17 protein-coding genes are annotated in these 17994 nt (G+C 39.4%); 9 read left to right on the top strand and 8 right to left on the bottom strand.

What is annotated here, in order from left to right:
• Window positions 1-183 precede the first annotated feature (183 nt).
• Complete coding sequence (locus V7K38_RS09085; RefSeq protein ID WP_334857163.1) at window positions 184-1725, top strand: phytoene desaturase family protein; 1542 nt, start codon at window positions 184-186, stop codon at window positions 1723-1725.
• Here the strand turns inward: V7K38_RS09085 and V7K38_RS09090 are convergent.
• The 4 genes from V7K38_RS09090 to V7K38_RS09105 form a co-directional block, all read right to left on the bottom strand.
• Complete coding sequence (locus V7K38_RS09090) at window positions 1712-2386, bottom strand: hypothetical protein (protein ID WP_334857164.1); 675 nt, start codon at window positions 2384-2386, stop codon at window positions 1712-1714. The two genes, V7K38_RS09085 and V7K38_RS09090, sit on opposite strands and share 14 nt — an antisense overlap.
• Before the next feature lie 618 nt (window positions 2387-3004).
• On the bottom strand, window positions 3005-3466 hold the full coding sequence (locus tag V7K38_RS09095) for a hypothetical protein (RefSeq protein WP_334857166.1): 462 nt from the start codon (window positions 3464-3466) through the stop codon (window positions 3005-3007).
• Window positions 3467-3493: 27 nt separating this feature from the next.
• On the bottom strand, window positions 3494-5335 hold the full coding sequence (locus V7K38_RS09100) for a bifunctional serine/threonine-protein kinase/formylglycine-generating enzyme family protein (RefSeq protein ID WP_334857167.1): 1842 nt from the start codon (window positions 5333-5335) through the stop codon (window positions 3494-3496).
• A 318-nt stretch (window positions 5336-5653) separates the two neighbouring features.
• Entirely contained in the window at window positions 5654-6457 is an 804-nt protein-coding gene (locus V7K38_RS09105) for an ABC transporter permease (RefSeq protein WP_334857168.1), read from the bottom strand.
• Window positions 6458-7363: 906 nt separating this feature from the next.
• On the opposite strand from V7K38_RS09105, the gene V7K38_RS09110 reads away from it, so the two are divergent.
• Window positions 7364-8449, top strand: coding sequence for a glycosyltransferase family 4 protein (locus V7K38_RS09110; protein WP_334857169.1), 1086 nt, complete (start codon window positions 7364-7366; stop codon window positions 8447-8449).
• A gap of 116 nt (window positions 8450-8565) precedes the next feature.
• Here the strand turns inward: V7K38_RS09110 and V7K38_RS09115 are convergent, their stop codons facing one another.
• A complete protein-coding gene (locus V7K38_RS09115) occupies window positions 8566-10197 on the bottom strand; it encodes a DUF655 domain-containing protein (protein WP_334857170.1) in 1632 nt (543 codons plus the stop codon).
• A gap of 217 nt (window positions 10198-10414) precedes the next feature.
• On the opposite strand from V7K38_RS09115, the gene V7K38_RS09120 reads away from it, so the two are divergent.
• Entirely contained in the window at window positions 10415-11605 is a 1191-nt protein-coding gene (locus V7K38_RS09120) for a cysteine desulfurase family protein (protein ID WP_334857171.1), read from the top strand.
• 64 nt (window positions 11606-11669) lie between these two features.
• Here the strand turns inward: V7K38_RS09120 and V7K38_RS09125 are convergent, their stop codons facing one another.
• A complete protein-coding gene (locus V7K38_RS09125; RefSeq protein ID WP_334857172.1) occupies window positions 11670-12485 on the bottom strand; it encodes a hypothetical protein in 816 nt (271 codons plus the stop codon).
• A 305-nt stretch (window positions 12486-12790) separates the two neighbouring features.
• On the opposite strand from V7K38_RS09125, the gene V7K38_RS09130 reads away from it, so the two are divergent.
• The 4 genes from V7K38_RS09130 (at window position 12791) to V7K38_RS09145 (ending at window position 13926) form a co-directional block, all read left to right on the top strand.
• Complete coding sequence (locus V7K38_RS09130; RefSeq protein ID WP_334857173.1) at window positions 12791-13018, top strand: antitoxin; 228 nt, start codon at window positions 12791-12793, stop codon at window positions 13016-13018.
• Window positions 13019-13420: a type II toxin-antitoxin system tRNA(fMet)-specific endonuclease VapC gene (vapC, locus tag V7K38_RS09135; protein ID WP_334857175.1), complete on the top strand. Its 402-nt coding sequence runs from the start codon at window positions 13019-13021 to the stop codon at window positions 13418-13420.
• 150 nt (window positions 13421-13570) lie between these two features.
• Window positions 13571-13714, top strand: a complete 144-nt coding sequence (locus tag V7K38_RS09140) for a hypothetical protein (RefSeq protein WP_334857177.1) — start codon at window positions 13571-13573, stop codon at window positions 13712-13714.
• A 74-nt stretch (window positions 13715-13788) separates the two neighbouring features.
• Window positions 13789-13926 carry a hypothetical protein gene (locus tag V7K38_RS09145; RefSeq protein ID WP_334857179.1) on the top strand — a complete coding sequence of 46 codons (138 nt, stop codon included), beginning with the start codon at window positions 13789-13791 and terminating at the stop codon, window positions 13924-13926.
• Here the strand turns inward: V7K38_RS09145 and V7K38_RS09150 are convergent.
• Both V7K38_RS09150 and bchI read right to left on the bottom strand, forming a co-directional pair.
• Window positions 13909-14205, bottom strand: coding sequence for a hypothetical protein (locus tag V7K38_RS09150; protein WP_334857181.1), 297 nt, complete (start codon window positions 14203-14205; stop codon window positions 13909-13911). The genes V7K38_RS09145 and V7K38_RS09150 overlap by 18 nt on opposite strands.
• A 185-nt stretch (window positions 14206-14390) precedes the next feature.
• A complete protein-coding gene (gene bchI, locus V7K38_RS09155) occupies window positions 14391-15512 on the bottom strand; it encodes a magnesium chelatase ATPase subunit I (protein WP_334857182.1) in 1122 nt (373 codons plus the stop codon).
• Window positions 15513-15714: 202 nt separating this feature from the next.
• On the opposite strand from bchI, the gene V7K38_RS09160 reads away from it, so the two are divergent.
• Both V7K38_RS09160 and V7K38_RS09165 read left to right on the top strand, forming a co-directional pair.
• The gene (locus V7K38_RS09160) at window positions 15715-16803 is read left to right on the top strand and encodes a HindVP family restriction endonuclease (RefSeq protein ID WP_334857183.1); all 1089 of its coding nucleotides are present in this window, start codon (window positions 15715-15717) and stop codon (window positions 16801-16803) included.
• A 4-nt stretch (window positions 16804-16807) separates the two neighbouring features.
• On the top strand, window positions 16808-17785 hold the full coding sequence (locus V7K38_RS09165) for a DNA cytosine methyltransferase (protein WP_334857185.1): 978 nt from the start codon (window positions 16808-16810) through the stop codon (window positions 17783-17785).
• The last annotated feature ends 209 nt before the right edge of the window (window positions 17786-17994 follow it).

Raw genomic sequence — 17994 nt, forward strand, 5'->3', positions numbered from 1 at the left:
ACTCAGTTTCTAGTTTAAGTCTGTCTGAATCAAATTTTTCATCTCAAGAACGCAGTACTGACGGTTTTATGTCCATCCTTAGTGATGATATCAAGCAATTAGAGCGGTTTCTGGATGGAGGAGTGAATGATATTATCCAAGTTTCCACAACTGTTTTAACTTATTGTTGCAAACATCAAGGATATGCAAAACACAGATATAGTTGTTATTGGTAGCGGTATTGGCGGTTTGAGTTGTGCTGCTGTTTTGGCACGGTATGGCTTTGATGTGATAGTTTGCGAAAGCCACTCCATTGCTGGAGGCGCTGCTCATGGTTTTGAGCGCAATGGTTTCAAGTTTGACTCAGGCCCGTCTCTCTACTCTGGACTGTCTTACAGCCCCTCAGCCAACCCTTTGCGACAAGTGTTAGATGCAATTGGTTCTGATTTACCATGCGTCACCTACGATACCTGGGGTTGTTGTCTACCAGAAGGTGATTTTGACACGGCGGTTGGTGCAAAGCAATTTTGTGAAGTGCTGATGAAGTTCTCTGGTGATGATGCTGTAGCCGAATGGCAAGAACTCCAGCGCGTTATGGAACCATTTGCTAGTGCTGCAACTTCCATACCACCAGCCGCATTACGCTTTGATTTTGGTGCAGCTAGAACTGTGGGCCCGTTTCTCCCATCTCTGACAAAAAATGTGGCGAATATAATCAAGCTGACGGGCCCCTTCAGCCGGATTATGGATGAGGTTGTTAAAGATTCATTTACCCGAAACTGGCTGAATTTGCTGTGTTTTCTCCTTTCTGGATTGCCCGCAGATGGTACTAGTGCCGCAGAGGTAGCATTTATGTTTGCGGACTGGTATCGGCCAAATGCAGTACTTGAATATCCCATTGGTGGTAGTGGTGCTTTAGTTGACAGCCTTGTACAAGGATTGGAACGTCACGGCGGAAAGCTGATGTTGGGCGCTCATGTGGAAGAAGTGCTTGTAGAAGGTAGTCGGGCGGTGGGTGTGCGTCTGCGCGATCGCTCCGAAATTCGCGCCAAACGAGCAGTAATTTCTAATGCCTCGGTTTGGGACACACTGAAATTAATACCAGATAAAGCAATACCCAAAAAGTACCGCCGCAAACGACAAGCTACACCAGAATGTGATAGCTTTATGCATTTACATCTAGGCATTGATGCTCAAGGATTGCAGTCAAATTTGCGGTGTCATTACATCGTGGTTAATAACTGGGAATTGGGCGTAACAGCACCTCAAAATGTGGTGGTGATCTCCATTCCTTCAGTTCTCGATCCATCCTTAGCGCCAGTAGGTAAGCACGTGATTCATGTGTATACACCTGGTAATGAGCCATACTCTATCTGGCAGGGAATGGATAGAAGGAGCCAGGAATATGCCGAACAAAAGCGATCGCGTGCAGAAGTAATGTGGCAAGCTTTAGAGCGGATAATTCCAGATATTCGCTCTCGTTGCGAAGTCACACTTGTTGGTACACCCTTAACTCATGAGCGTTATCTCCGCCGTCATCAAGGTTCCTACGGGCCAGCAATTCAAGCTGGAAGCGGTATATTTCCTGGCCCCAGCACACCCCTACCAGGACTGATGTGCTGTGGCGACTCAACATTTCCCGGTATTGGTTTACCAGCAGTCGCCGCCAGTGGGTTGATTGCTGCCAATACCCTTGCACCCGTTAGTAAGCATTTAGCAATGCTTCAAGATATCAAGTGCATTTAATTTTTTGAGTATACAATCTAGTTGCTAAGAGAGCCGCACCCACTGCCAAAACTGCTAGTACACTATCAGGTTCGGGTACGGCAGCAACTTGAGCATCAATTCGTGCAGTTCCAGCAAACAAACCTGTCAAGTCCGAGTTTCCTAGTATTTTGGCAAACTCTGGAGAAACCAGCAATTTAACATCAGGGATGGTTAAATTTTGGCCATCAAATGCCACAGGTTCTGGAAGACTCAAATCAAACAAAATTGTATCTAAAGAAAATGTGTCTCTTAAAACAAATCCGCTAGCACCTTCGGTAGTACGTCCCGGAGCAAAACCAATTGAAAAGTCACCAACAGTTATCAGATTATTGAAGGTAACAGTACCAGTATGCTCGATTGTCCCTGAGAGCGGAGTAAAACCTCCCTCGTCGCTAAATGTAAAGTTAGTAGCGGAGTCGATGTTGAAGCCAACTAAATAATTACTCGGAATTGGTGCAACTGTATTATTGCTGCCTGTCAAGGTTAGCCCGATACCTTTAAGAATATTTTCGTGATCGCGATCGATGCTAGTAACTCCTGATATTACTTTAAAAGTTGCAGCTTCTACCTGCATAGGCGCAATTGATATAAAAGCTGCGGTAGTACAACCAACAATCCCTACAAACTGAGAAAAACGCATATATATTCCTGACGATATTTGTAATTTATTTTATCTAAAAAAACCCTCATAAAAATCCTCTTTATTAATTTGCAAACTTATGCATTGTCGCTAAAACTTTACTCTCAAAAGAGAAAAAGACACTTTTTTAAAACCTATATGAAGAAAGTGTCAAGTTAATACCAAAATTTCAGTCGTACAGTTATGAATACAAAGTAAAATAGGTAGGCACAAATAAACTTAACTCTTCATGAATAAGCACAAAATTTAAGTAATAAGGCATTAGGGATAAAATTTTATAAACATATAGTTACTTTTAATCATGCCCAATATTAATTATTTAGCTTTAAATCTAGCAATTATAATGTGGTCAAAGATAAGTTTTGCCTCAAATTATTGATAAGATTAGGTTAAGAGGCAAAGCAGCGTCTTAAAGAATTTATAAAGTAAGTGGCGTGGCAAGGCTAAAATAGTGTAATAGTTAAAGGCTGGGAATAGGAATTTAGCGCCAAAAATTCATAAATCTCATGCACAAATTTCGTCGCCCCGTCAGATGGTTTTTACAGATAAGTTGAGAGCAATCAACGCACTGGCGCTTGCAAAACATATAGTTTAATTTCCTCTTGCCTACTTACTTGTTCACAAAGTTGTTCTAATCCACCAGCTTATTTTCTCCAAATTAGAATCTATTTCCTGCCAAAAGCTTGCTGATGAGTCTACTTCTCTTGTTGCTGCGAATATTTTCTCTATACTGTCGAAGTTTTTCTGAATCAACTGCTTATCTAGTTTAGAAATATCTAATTTAAGATATTTCAGACGGTTGGGTAACTCTACTTTCTCTTTTGTCGGCAAGTTGGAAATCTGCTCAACTCCTTCTAAAATTTTATCTATTGATGCGACAACTTCTTCAAGGCTCGGTTTTTTAGTTTGTAATTGTAAATCTTTCTCTTCAAATGTTTCTTCTTGATTGCCTAATTTAACTATTACTATTTTGACGAAGAAAATATTGTAATCAACCCCACTAACTTCGCCCACCTGGTTGTGATATTTTCCACTTTTATTTATAACTACTATGTCACCTTTCTCAATTTTGTCTTTCATAATTTCTATAGCCTCTAAATCAAATTGCTAAATCATCTCCTCTACAGAAAATACCACTCTAAAGCCACAAACCCTCAGCCCACCGTCTGACTCGTTCCAGCTACGACTGGCGCTGCGACACAGTTCGGCGTTGAAACTCCAAGAACCACCACGTAGCACCCGGCGATTAATATCACCGCCAGTTTCCCAGGCTGTTCCATCTGAGGGTGCATCGCTGTAATTGTTGTGCCACGAATCAGCGCACCATTCCCAAACTAGCCCGTGCATATCGTACAATCCAAAGGCGTTGGCAACTTCAAAACTGCCGACGTTTGTTGTTTCTTTACGGAATTTGCTTTTTGGTTCGATAGTGCAACTAACTAACTCAGAGGTAATAGTTTCGCCAAAGTGAAAGGATGTTGTAGTTCCAGCCCGACAAGCGTATTCCCATTCCGCCTCACTCGGTAAACGATAATCGCGTCCGGTTTTTTCTGATAGTCTGAGACAGAATTCTACAGCTTCATACCAAGATACATTTTCTACTGGTCTATCTAAACCTTTAAATTTCGATGGATGGGGATTTAAAGCTTGTTTGACTTTGGGTAAAGCTGCTACTACTCTCCACTGGGCTTGAGTTACGGGAAATTTCCCCATAAAAAATGGTTCGACGGTAACTTTATGTCGAGGACGTTCGTCAGCATCTCCTTCACACTCTGGTGAACCCATCATGTAAATACCGCCAGGAATTGATACCATTTCTAAGGTGACAGATTTACCCAATTCTTCCGCAAATAAATTTGCATTACCACTCATGCGGTTTACTTCTCTTCCACCTGTGTCTACTGTCACTACATCAAATTCAAAGGTTTCTAAGGGAGGTAATGGTACTATTACTTTTTGTGGTATCGATGGTAGTCTCGATTGAGATATTGAAGTAATTTTAAGAGCAACAGGTTCAATATTCGATGTTGTAAACTTCAAATCATTGATAACTTCTACTGCTGTTTGATATCTTTCACTTGGTAGATGTTTGAGTAATTTCTCTAAAATTCTTCCTAAGTCGTCGCTAATGGTAATACATTTTTCTTGTAAACGTTCGCGCCACAACCATTTAGCATTCATGGCATCATAAATAGGGTCATTAACTTGTCCAGAAGCATCCTGCAAAGGCAAACATCGAGTTAAAAGACGCACGCAAGTTACACCCAAAGCATACAAATCGCTGCTGTGACAAGCAAATCCAGCCATTTGTTCAGTCGGCGCATAACCAAGGGTATAAATGACTGTCGCTTGTCTTCCTAAACTAGTTTGTGTTACCTGTTTAGCACCGCCAAAGTCAATTAATACGGGTTTTTCATCACTGGCACGGCGGATAATATTTTCTGGTTTGATATCCCGATGAATGACGTTATGGGCATGAATGAATTCCAGAACTGGTAATAAATCAGCTAAAAGTTCCCAAATGTGTTTTTCACTATAGATTTGTTGCTGAACTTCTTGTAAGAGAGTTTTTCCTTGAATAAATTCTTGAACAAGATATAAACTAGTACCTTGTTCAAAATAAGCTAGTAATCTGGGAATTTGGGTATGATTTTCTCCCAATTCATACAACCGAAAAGCCTCTTCTTTAAAAAATTCTGCGGCTTTGGTGCGTTGTCCGGTTCCCTGAAATTGTGGGAAAAATTGCTTGATGACGCAAGGCGCGTTTAGTCTGTCTACATCTTCTGTAGCATAAGTTCTACTAAATCCACCTTCACCTAAGAGTCTTAATACACGGTAACGGTTTCTTAGAAGTTTGCCAAAGTTGCTTTGTCCGCAACTTACACAAAATCTATTGCTATCAGAGTTGATGAATGGATTTGAGCAATTGGGATTTTGGCAGATTTGCATAATGAGGGGGAAATAGCATCTTCTCCAAAGTTAGCCCCAATATTATCTAATTGAAAACAGTTATGTACAGAAGTGAACACTGAAATTTATTCATGTGCTTAAACTTCTTTTAACACGAGAACAAGAAGATGAATAAATTTTATATATTTATCTATATTGGACGTTTAGAAATATTGGTAAATATGAATACATGAGTATAACTAATGTAGAGATGTTACATTGCAACGTCTCTTTTAAAATAGCTTTTTTCGCCATGCGAAAAAGTTCATGGATAACCAAGTTATCCCTAATCTTGATGATTAATTACAAGTCTTATTTTCAGCTTTTATTTTCTCCAGAAGCGCGAATTAATTCAGCTATCAGACCAACGATCGCAGATACTGAAATCAACATGACGCTTAAAGCGTTAATATCAGGCTTGACTCCTGTTCTAATTCGGCTAAAAATCTCCATCGGTAGGGTGTTAGAACCGCTACCAGCAGTAAAACTAGAAATGAGAAAGTCGTCTAAGCTGAGGACAAATGCTAAAAGACAACCAGCCAAAATACCAGGCATCAATTGAGGTAACAATACTTGGATGAAAGCTTGGGTTGGTGTAGCGCCTAAATCTAATGCTGCTTCTTCTAAGTGGGGGTCTAAATTGGTAAGTCGGGAAGCAACTACAAGTCCGACGTAAGCCAGACAAAACACGATATGCGCTGCAACTATTGTCCACAAACTCAGGGGTATAGCAAAGGCGGCTAGACATACTAGCGTAGCCACTGCGATCGCAATATCGGGAATAATCAATGGTAGGTAAGCAATACCCCGATACAATTTCTTCCCAGGAAATTGGTAACGCGCTAACCCAACCGCCATCAAAGTCCCCAGCACTGCTGAAACCCCAACTGCACACCCAGCAACTATCATACTGTTTTGCAAAGCTGATAAAATGCGATCGTCGCTGAACAACTTGCGATACCAATCGAGAGTGAATCCTTGCCAAGTTGCGCTGTAGGGCGACTGATTGAAGCTATAAAAGCCAAGTACCAATATGGGCAGGTACATGAATACAAATATCAGTAGTGAGAAAACCGCCTGCCATGAGACACGCGGTTTTTTGAGAAATTGAGAGATATTCACGTTTATATAATATGATTTTTATTCATGGCAATACAAAATATCATATTTTATGTAATAAGTCAATTGTTTAACTCTATTCTCTATGTTTTAAGCGATTTAAAAGTGATTGATTGAACCGCAGAGGCGCAGAGAACACAGAGAAGAAAGTAATTTATTGAGCAAAATTTTTACCCGCCTTGAAAGGCGTATTCTCTTCTCTTTCTTTCCATAACTGCTAGGGAATCTAATTCGTAGAATGAGTTGCGAGAGTTTAATTTAGGACTTACGCAAAATTGTCTCAAAAACCTGATTTGTCGTAGCGATAATTCATGAATTACCGCTACTTTAGAACTTTTTTGCGTAAATCCTATAATTTTGGTAATCTCTTTATTACCTTTTAAAGTGGCTAAGGATAGAGTTAATTGTTATTGCTAAGAGCTTCTAATAAAACTTTGCCGATTTTGATTTCAAACTACCTCTTTAACAAAAGTTAATTTTTTCGGTGCAACGAGTTATTTTTATATAGTAGGGAAAGCCGTCAGAATTAGTTTACACACTGCATCCTTTAATTAATATTTTAAAATCCGATAAATTACAGGTGTTAACAGAGATTTTTAGCCTAATACCATCATATAGATACTATTTAGGCGTTTTTTGAAAACAATATATTTCAAAAATATTCTATTTAAAATTGCACTAAAGCATGAAGTTTTAATAAATTAGAATGCATTTACCTCTTTAGGAGTGGGTAATTTCCGTACTAGGATAGACAAGGAATATAGAAAAAACCGAATAAGATTTGATCATTATTCTTAATAAGTTTAGTATCTGAAGTTACTTTCTGATGCCAAGTGAATTAATTACAAGCACTACAACAAAAGAAAGAAAAAGCTTCTAATTAAATTTTGATTTTTTAGGAGGTTTGTGATGAGAATAGCTCAAGTAGCTCCATTATGGGAAAGAGTTCCGCCCCCAGCTTATGGTGGTATAGAGCTAGTAGCGGGGTTAGTGACCGATGAATTAGTCCGGCGCGGACACGAAGTAACTTTATTTGCATCGGGAGATTCAATCAGTCTGGCAAAACTAGTGTCAGTTCATCCTCGTGCCGTCAGACTCGATAATAGTATTAAGGATTACAGCGTTTATGAAATGCTGAATCTAGCTTCAGTTTATGAACGTGCGGAAGAGTTTGATATTATTCACTCCCATGTAGGGTGTGGGGCGCTGGCTTACGCAAATCTCGTCACAACCCCTACGGTTCACACGTTGCACGGGGTTTTCACACCTGATAACGAAAAGATGTTTAGTTTTGGTAAAAAACAACCCTACGTTAGTATTTCGGATGCACAACGAGAACCAAGGTTAGGGTTGAACTGTATCTCAACCGTCTACAACGGAATTGATGTCAGCAGTTATAATTTTCAAGCTCAACCAGAAGATCCGCCTTACCTAGCGTTTTTGGGTCGAATGTCTCCTGAAAAGGGAGGGCATTTAGCAATAGAAATTGCAAAACTTGCTGGTTGGCGTTTGAAAATGGCAGGTAAGGTTGATGCAGTTGATGCAGAATACTTTGAGAGGGAAATCAAACCGCACATTGACGGGGAGCAAATTCAGTATTTGGGTGAAGCTAATCATGCTCAAAAAAATGCTCTTATGGGAGGTGCAGTAGCAACTCTGTTCCCCATAACTTGGCGAGAACCCTTTGGATTAGTGATGGTTGAGTCAATGGCTTCGGGTACGCCAGTGATTGCGATGAACTTGGGATCTGCTGAGGAGGTAATTTCCCACGGGAAGACGGGTTTCCTGTGCAATAATATTCAAGAGTGCATCACTGCTATTGATCGGGCAATAAAGTTAGACCGCTATGCCTGTCGCCAGTATGTCGAAAACCGTTTCAGCGTTAAGCAAATGACTGATGGCTATGAGGCAGTTTATCAAAAAATAATAGCAGAACGATTTTCTCGGAATGGCCATTCACGCAGTTTGATTGGTCTATCTAGCGATCGCATTTAATTTGTGCGCCTAAGACTCGATCCCCCATAACCCCCCTTAAAAAAAGGGGGGAACCGGAATCAAAGTCCCCCTTTTTAAGGAGGATTTATGGGGATCTTGTTTTTTAGCAAAGGCTGCTACCAAATCAGGCGATCGTGCCATTTTTCCAACGTCTTCGCCTTAACCCCTGGAACTCTTTCTAAGTCTTGTAAAGATGTAAATTTTTGCTGTTGACGGCTAAGAATTATCCTTTGTGCTAACTTATTACCCACGCCGGGAAGAGTTTCTAATTCTGCCAAACTTGCGGTGTTAATATTTATTTGTTTAATTGCTTGTAGTTGACTTGATGAAGAACTTTTTATCTGGGGACAACGTGTTTGTTCTGATTTAATTTTTTCTTGAATTGCTGGTGGTAAGCCTGGTTTTACTTTGGCATAAAGACGCGCAAATTCTCGCACATAATGGGCAGCAACTATAGGATTTTGAATTACTACAAGTGTCTCATCGTTACCATTATTGGCAGCATCTGACCAATTATGAGAACCTGTAATTACTGTTTGGCTATCAATCACACCAAATTTGTGATGCAATAAATCGCCTTTGGGTAACACAGGTACGCCTACGGTGGTAATTGGATTTTGCCAAGGATGATTGTCAACTTCATATTTACATTTATTACTGAGAGCAACTCCCATCATATCTAAGGCTTCACTGTAGGGACGATAAATAAATTGTGGTTCAATTAAAGCGCGAATTTGCACACTTTGTTGATGGCGATTTTCTAAAATATTGGCAAGACGTTGATCGGAAAGGACAAATAACGCCATATCAACAGATTTGGTTGCTGAATCTAAAGTTTTACCAATTAAACCATTACTACTGTTACTCCAAGATTGAGTTGGAGAAGTAGGCGAAAATTGCACAGTAATTGTGCTTTGATTTAATGTAATTTGTTTAGGCGATCGCATCGGTTTTTCCAAACCAAATCTACTATCAGGCTTACCTCCTGGCCCATCTCCCCATAAGATGTTAAACTCTTCTGTAAATAAAGATGCTAATTCTGGGCTGTCAATCTGCAATAAGTTATTAGCATTGCCTAAAGTATTGTGATTTGTAAAATCACCATAAGTATCACTTAAAGTAAAATTGGCCGAAGTGATAATTACAATGCGATTATCCACAATCACAAATTTGTGATGCATTAAGCTGCTACCTGCGGAACCATCTGCTCGATCGTCTATCCAGGGAATTTTGGCATTTTGCAAAATTATTAAAGCATCTCTTTGATTAATTTCTGCTGGACTGAGTTGATTGTCTTGGTTGATATCGATAAATTGGCGAAATTCCTTATAGCGTTCCTGTTCCCTTTTATCTAACTTACCTACCTCAGTAGATGTTAAATTACTCCAAGGTCGGCTATAGGTATTTTCTAAAATTATCCTGACTTTTACCCCAGCTTTTTGTCTATCAACCAGTGCTTGAGCAACTTTGGGTAAACGTAATTCTTGCACAGCCACATCTACTGTAGATTTAGCGTGCGTAATAGCATTGACAATTTGTTTTTCTAAATCATCCCCAAGGCGAGTTTGCTGACGGTAAGGTTCCTTGTATTCTGAAGACTCAGAATGGTTAAAGTAAACTTGAACTAACGGATCTTGTGGTAAAGGTGCAGGACGCTGATTATAAGACTGGACTCGTTGACAACCAGCGAGGGAGAATATCAGTAAAAAGATATATAAAAAATATCTTTGTCTAGAGATAAGTTGCACTGTAATCTGTTAAAAGTGGATTGGGAGTGGATAGATTTATCATTCCCCAAATTTTGTATTCTGAATTAAGTAGAAAAATAACTTTCCAGCTAAAGGGAAAAATCCACTGCTAAAGGCAGAATTACAGAGATTTTTTCAGGATTTGTCCACTCAAACTGTATATGCTGACAAGATCAGCAGCTTACTGCCAACGTGTGTTCTCATCATTATTGGTTATATGCAAATTTATCTAGATTACAGCGCCACTACTCCGACTCGAAAAGAAGCGATCGCAGTTATGCAAACAGTCCTCACCCAACAGTGGGGCAATCCTTCCAGCTTACATGAGTGGGGACAACGGGCGGCAACGGTTGTGGAAGAAGCCAGAGTCCAAGTTGCTGGTTTAATTAACGCCGCCAGTCCTGAATCAATCGTTTTTACCTCTGGCGGCACTGAAGCAGATAATTTGGCGATTATGGGTGTAGCTCGGTTGTATGCTGTTCCTCAACATCTAATTATTTCCAGCGTCGAACATTCTGCAATTTCTGAAACAGTAAGGTTGTTAGAAATGTGGGGTTGGGAAGTTACACGCCTATCTGTAGATATTAAAGGTAGAGTCAATCCCCTAGATTTAAAGGCGGCGTTGCGACACAACACAGTTTTAGTTTCGATAATTTACGGTCAAAGTGAAGTTGGAACTGTGCAACCGATCGCAGAACTGGGTAAAATTGTGCGATGCCTGCGGCGGGCGGAGCCATCGCATGGGGCTTTGTTCCACACCGATGCAGTGCAAGCTGCGGGACGCTTACCCATAGATGTGCAACAACTCCCAGTAGACTTACTTAGCCTTTCCAGTCATAAAATATATGGGCCGCAAGGTGCAGGGGCGTTGTACGTGCGTCCTGGTGTGGATTTGATGCCCTTACTGGGTGGTGGTGGACAAGAAATGGGGCTGCGTTCTGGTACGCAAGCAGTACCCGTAATTGCCGGATTTGGTGTAGCAGCAGAATTAGCAGCGCAAGAATTAGCTACAGAAACACCACGATTGATTGAGTTACGCGATCGCGCCTTTGCCCAATTAGCTGAAATTCCTGGTTTAATTCCTACAGGTGATACTTGCGATCGTTTACCTCACCATGTCAGTATGTGCCTAGAAAACGCCGATGGCAAAAAATTGAGCGGTAAAACCTTGGTACGACAGCTAAATCTTGCTGGAATCGGTATCAGTGCTGGTGCTGCCTGTCACAGTGGTAAACTTAGCCCTAGCCCGATATTGTTAGCGATGGGCTATTCCGAAAAAGCTGCCTTGGGCGGAATTCGCATTACGTTGGGACGTGATACGACGCAAGCGGATATAGATTGGACAGTGATGGTGTTGATGCAAGTTTTACAAAGGCTGACACCGGATTTATCTTTAGTTAAGCGTTGATCGCTCATACTAAAATTTAGATACAGCTAGAGCGATAAATCTAATAACTCTCACTCATGTGAAGCTATGGGTAAATAATATCTGTATAGAGCTTATCTGATTTTATATCTAGATTATATTGGTCTTGCACAACCTCTCCAATACTAATTAGAGATTTCTCTAATCTAGATTTTGGTAATGGAACTATAAGTGGTTCAGCAAAACTCTGATCGGCAACAATTTCGGCTTTAACTCCATTAAAAGAATCACTTATGCAATATAGATCGGGAATATCACCTGACGCTTCATTTAGTTCCCAAAACAAAGCTTTTGCTGCTTTCCACCAACGGTAAGCAAACTTGGTGATTTGGGACTTCGTTCCATAAGCATTCCAGATTAGAATTGTTGTAATTGATGCCTGTCGAACCTGACAGCGTAAGATTCGAGCTACGTGGCGATGTTCATTTAAGGTAAACTCATCACATCGTCTAGGGAGATTAGATGGTGGGTGAAGCCCTTGTGAGGATTGTTCTTGAAATTCTGGCCTAAACCCATTGATAAACTCACGATTCCACTGTTCGCGGAACTCGCTTTTTTCGTAATAACAATTCACTGGATCTAGTTCAGGAGCGTAACCATCCTTAAAAAGGATGTGATTGGGTAAAGTTTCAGAACATACCGCATTATCGAGTTCGCTCTTAAATTCCGAGAGAGTATTTTCAAGTTTGCAAGCTAGGTTGTAAATTTTTGCAGTTTTACCATAACACCAGCTAGAAACAGTACTAAGATTTACAGCTTCATCTCTCCGGTGCTTAATATATTGACCAAAATATTTGTGCTGTTCAAAGGTAAATCCCCTATCGTTTTTATTCTTTCTCGACTCTCTGGCTGCCTTAACCATACTCAGATCCTCTTATTGTTGACAGACATTTTACCACGTTGATTATTTCACCACGGACATTGATGGTATTGAAGCAAGTTTTGCAGAGGCTGACACCAGATTTATCTTTAGTTAAGCGTTAAATTATTGGCAACCCTACTAAAATTTAAACCGTGTAAAGTCAAGGAATTCTTCATTGTCAGTGCAGATGGAAAAAATAATGAAACTTATTCAGGGCTTACGGGAAGAAATTAAAATAGAAAATAAGCGAGACTTAATCTACGACTAGGTTATGAAATACTGGCTTATTTAAGGACAATAACACCATGAACACTGCTAAACTTACCACTGATGGCACTCACCAAATGGTCATTTTGCCCAAAGACTTTCAACTCACTGGTACTGAAGTTTATATCAAAAAAATTGGTAACGCCATTGTCCTCATTGCCAAAGATAACCCCTGGCAATCCCTAATAGAGAGTCTAGACAATTTCTCGGATGACTTCATGAATTCTAGAGATCAGCCAGTTATTGACACTAGAGAAAGTTTTTAAATGCGATACCTGCTTGATACGAACATCTGCATTTACCTGATAAAGCAAAAACCCCAAAAAGTACTGGATAAATTCCAAACTCTTAGTATTTCTGATGTAGGTATCTCCTCTATCACCATTGCCGAACTAGAATATGGAGTTGCCAAAAGTCAACAGCAAGAGAAAAACCGCATCGCCCTGATGCAATTTCTGCTACCTCTAGAAATTGTCGAATTTAATCAAGCATCTGCAACAATTTACGGCAGCATCAGAAGCGATCTCGAAAGTCAAGGACTTATTATTGGTGCAATGGATATGCTCATTGCTTCTCATGCGGTAAGTTTAGGAGTTACCCTTGTCACTAATAATGTGCGAGAGTTTTCTCGTATTTCTACGCTCCTATTAGAAAACTGGGTTGAGTAGTTGTGAATAGGCAAGGTGTTCGGTATTATTAAACGAGTTTTTCCCAAAAGGTAATATTTTGAGTCATAAAGGAGTTCAAGCATGACTTATTTTGATTACTTTTGAAGCTTTTCTTGAATGAATAAATTCATCATTGGAATTGGAATGTTTATGGGTTCTACGATTGGCAGCTACATCCCAGTCTTGTGGGGTGGAAGTTTGCTATCGTTCACCTCGATTTTCTTTAGCGTTATTGGTGGTATTGCAGGGATTTTGCTTGCGTATCGTGTATCAAAATATCTAGGTTTTATCTGATCGGCGCTCTATTCGATTGTCGCTGAAAGCCTTAAACGAGTCTTTTAGCAGCGTACTATTCCGAAAAAGCTGCCTTGGGCGGAATTCGTATCACATTGGGGTGCGATCCGACACAAGCGGATGTATATTGGACGGTGATGCTGTTGAAGCAAGTTTTGCAGAAGCTGACACCGGATTTATCTTTAGTTAGACCGTTAAAGACTGTAAATTAAGTCAGCAAAACCATAGAGACTGATGATGAGTAAGAGTGATGCTGTTAGTTGGGTAATTCGCGTCTGGTGTGAAGGCGCGATCGCTTCCCGCACTAAAATAGAAATAGATGCCCCTACTACTAGGCTCAAGCCTAAAATTAAATAGGGTCTATCGGGTAAAATAGTCGCTATTGCCAGCATAGCGATCGCTAATAAGAGCATCAATAATTCTACAAACCTGGGTGGGTTATATTGGCTGGATAAAACAAAGCTGTTGAACCAAAAAGACCAAAATCTCATATTCAGTGCTGAGTTAAGAGTAAGAAGTTAGTAGTAAGGAGTAATAAATTAGGAGTTATGTAGTCAGGTGTCAGTACTGATTTAGGAGTTCTGAGTGAGAAATTATAGTCATGATTTATGAAGCCGTTTTCCATTCAAAACTCTTAACTCCTAACTCCTAACTCCTAACTCCTAACTTTTAACCCCTACCTAGCACCTAACTTTTGACCTGTGCCGTTTTTTTGTGCAGTATCACTTTCTGGTAGTTCTACACCAAAGATGCGGCTAAAAACTTTGGCAACTTTGTAGCCAGAATCAATCGATTCTAAGGGGTCTTTCCGCAGCCTGTGACGCAAACATAGCGTAATCACACGGCAGATATCATCAACTGTAACTTCAGTGCGTCCTTCATAAGCTGTTAAGGCTTTAGCGGCGCGGTTACTAACAATGTCACCCCGCAAACCATCTACATCCAGTTCAGAACAGACTTCAGAAATTTTTACCCGTAGATCGTAGTCCATTTTCACTTCTGGCAAAAGCTGTTGAGCATTGACAATTTGCTCTTGTAATGCTTCTTGCTGGGGTTTGTAGCTTTCGAGAAACACTGGAGGATTTTGGTCAAAATCCGCCCGTTGTTCCACGATTTGCACCCGCAAGACTGGTTCTTTGACTGTGTGAATTTCTGCGTGCATTCCAAAGCGATCGAGCAGTTGGGGGCGTAGTTCGCCTTCTTCAGGGTTTCCAGAACCTACAAGAACAAAACGCGCCGGGTGACGGATAGAAATACCTTCCCGTTCTACAGTGTTCCATCCACTGGCGGCGGAATCGAGTAGTACATCTACAAGGTGGTCATCTAGTAAGTTGACTTCATCCACATAGAGAATGCCCCGGTTAGCCTTTGCCAGCAGTCCCGGTTCAAAAGCTTTGACACCTTCAGATAAAGCTTTCTCGATGTCGATTGTGCCACAAACTCGGTCTTCTGTGGCTCCCAGAGGTAGGTCTACCATTTGGACTTTTTTGTGAGCTACAGGAATTTCCGCCCCTTGTTCTAAGAGTTGGCGGACTTCATCGCTCATCAAGTCGGGGTCGCTAGGATCGCTACTGAAGGGGTCATTGGCAACCACAGAAATTTCTGGTAGCAGATCCGCCAGGGCCCGGATAGTTGTGGATTTACCGGTACCGCGATCGCCCATGATCATTACACCACCAATTTTGGGGTCAATCACGTTCAATAGGAGCGCCAGTTTCATTTCTTCCTGGCCCACAATTGCCGTAAAAGGAAATACTATGCGACGCGTACTTGTCGTGGATTGAGCAGTTGGACTCACTAAATTACCTTAACAATATTTTTCTTATTACAGTTTTCTATTGTGACACAGTTGGGGTGGGGAATAGGTTAGTAATTTTGAAAGCATTATTCAATACATTACTTTAAGTATATACACTAAAACAATAATCATTTAATAGTGTCGCTGTCAGATAAGTTGTTGCAGAAGATGCTATTTAAATGAATATGTAACCGACAAACTAATGAATCAAAATACAGTACAACCTGGTCTTTTTGGATTAGCTAAATCTAACAGGGATTTCTCTCAAGCTAATAGTTGGGGGAAAAATCAATTTAATAATTCTTTGGCTTGTTATATGCACAGTCAAGGTCTACAGCTAGTCTATTTAACTCTTGATAAAAGCCTAAAAATTAAACATGGGAAAATTGATGTTACTGATATTTTTGGTATTACACCACTATCTCCCAACTTATTTTTCGCATTTGAAAGCGACTATCTTCCTTATAGAAAACTAGTCATAGGAAGATTACCAAGGGTAGATTTAGTTACATTGAATACTTTTAATGGTGATGTTTGCTTGCGTAGCATAGAAATTAAATTGACAGCCTTACCAGATAATTCAACTTGTCGCTTACCCGATCATAAATATGGTTGTGAAATTGTTACTCGTCCAGATACCATAGTCTATCTAACATTAAGTATTGCTGATAAATTTAAAGATTCTAGAGAACAAATACTTAAATATCTCGATCCTGTTTGTAGTGAAATTAGTGATTGGATTAGTATTCGTAATATGCTTCCTTATATTTCAAGGTTGACAGATAGTCTAGATAATTTACTTTACGATCATATAGAAATGCAATCTCCATTAGTAATGCAGCCAGTATGGAAAACTGTAGGTAAAACATCAAAATTATATCAAAACTGTTTAGATATATTTATTTGGAGTGATTTTGGTTTTACTAGGTTGTTTTTTGATGTTACAAAAAGATTACCAATTGGGACAGAAAGTATTCAACGTCATGCACGAACTGTAATATGGTTGGCAAAAATGTTATATGAATTTGCTATAAATGGTAAGATACCGCACGCATCAATAATTGACATCCTGACGTATCATACTAAAAATGATAAAGCTTTTGCATCAGGTGGATTAAATACTCACCCTTATATGATTTGCGATGAATTGATTAAACCCAGAATTAGGAAAGAAGAGATTGGGAATATTATCTTAGGTGGAGGACAAAATTACCTAAGTCCTGAGAGAAGATTTGATGGTATAATTCTAAGTAATCCAGAGATATTTGATGAAAACTTAAAAAATATATAAAAATATGAAAGAAAAATCTAGCAATGAGATAAAAAACTCTTCATTTAAAGTTTTAGACCTTTTTGCTGGTTGTGGAGGGTTATCTTTAGGATTTCAAAATGCTGGATTTAATATTTTAGCAGCATTTGATAATTGGAAACCAGCTATAGATGTTTATCAAAAAAACTTTAGCCATGAAATTTTTGATTACGATCTTAGTAATTTAAGGAGTAACTATCAAATTTTTAAAGAAAGGTGTCCTGAAATTATTATTGGAGGCCCACCTTGCCAAGACTTTTCTAGTGCCGGGAAACGCAATGAAAATTTAGGAAGAGGAGATTTAAGTATTGTATTTTCTGAGATAGTTATAAGTGTTCTTCCTCAGTGGTTTTTGATAGAAAACGTAGACTTATTTCGTAAAAGCAATAAATATAAAGAGGTTAAACAAATATTTAAAGGCGCTGGATATGGTTTAAGTGAAATAATTTTGGATGCTAGTTTGTGCGGTGTTCCTCAAAAGCGAAAAAGATTTTTTTGTTTTGGAGAGTTACTGGGAAAGGACGAAAGTCTAGAACCTTATCTGAAAAAAAAGTTAGCAGAAAAACCAATGACTATTAGGGACTATCTAGGAAATAAATTAGAAGTTCAATATTACTACAGACATCCAAGAAGTTACCAAAGAAGAGGAATTTTTAGTATTGATGAACCTAGCCCAACAGTAAGAGGAGTTAATCGCCCTATTCCTAAAACCTATAAGAAACATCCTAAAGATCCAGTAAGCGTTATAGAAAACTTGCGCCCATTGACTACAATTGAAAGAAGCTACTTGCAGACTTTCCCAGAAACGTTTATTTTTGAAGGTACAAAAACAGACCTGGAACAAATGATAGGGAACGCTGTACCAGTAAAGCTTGCAGAGTATGTTGCTAAAAGTATCCTTGAATATATTAAAGATAGTTTAAATAATTCTATAAGATTTACAGCCGAAAATTGTCTTTCATAATTAATTTAAAATGAACAATAAAATGGGAGATTAAACCTCTCAAGTTCTTTTTATTTTAGTCATTAGTTTAACTTATCTTATTCAAGGTTTACATCAAGTTATTAGTGGAAAATTATGCATCAGTGATTATCGTTTCTATACATTTGTGATTTTATTTTTTGGAAGTCCCAAAGAGAGATGGAATATAACCAATGACCAATGCCCCATTC

This window comes from Nostoc sp., assembly GCF_036917465.1.
GTDB lineage: Bacteria > Cyanobacteriota > Cyanobacteriia > Cyanobacteriales > Nostocaceae > Nostoc.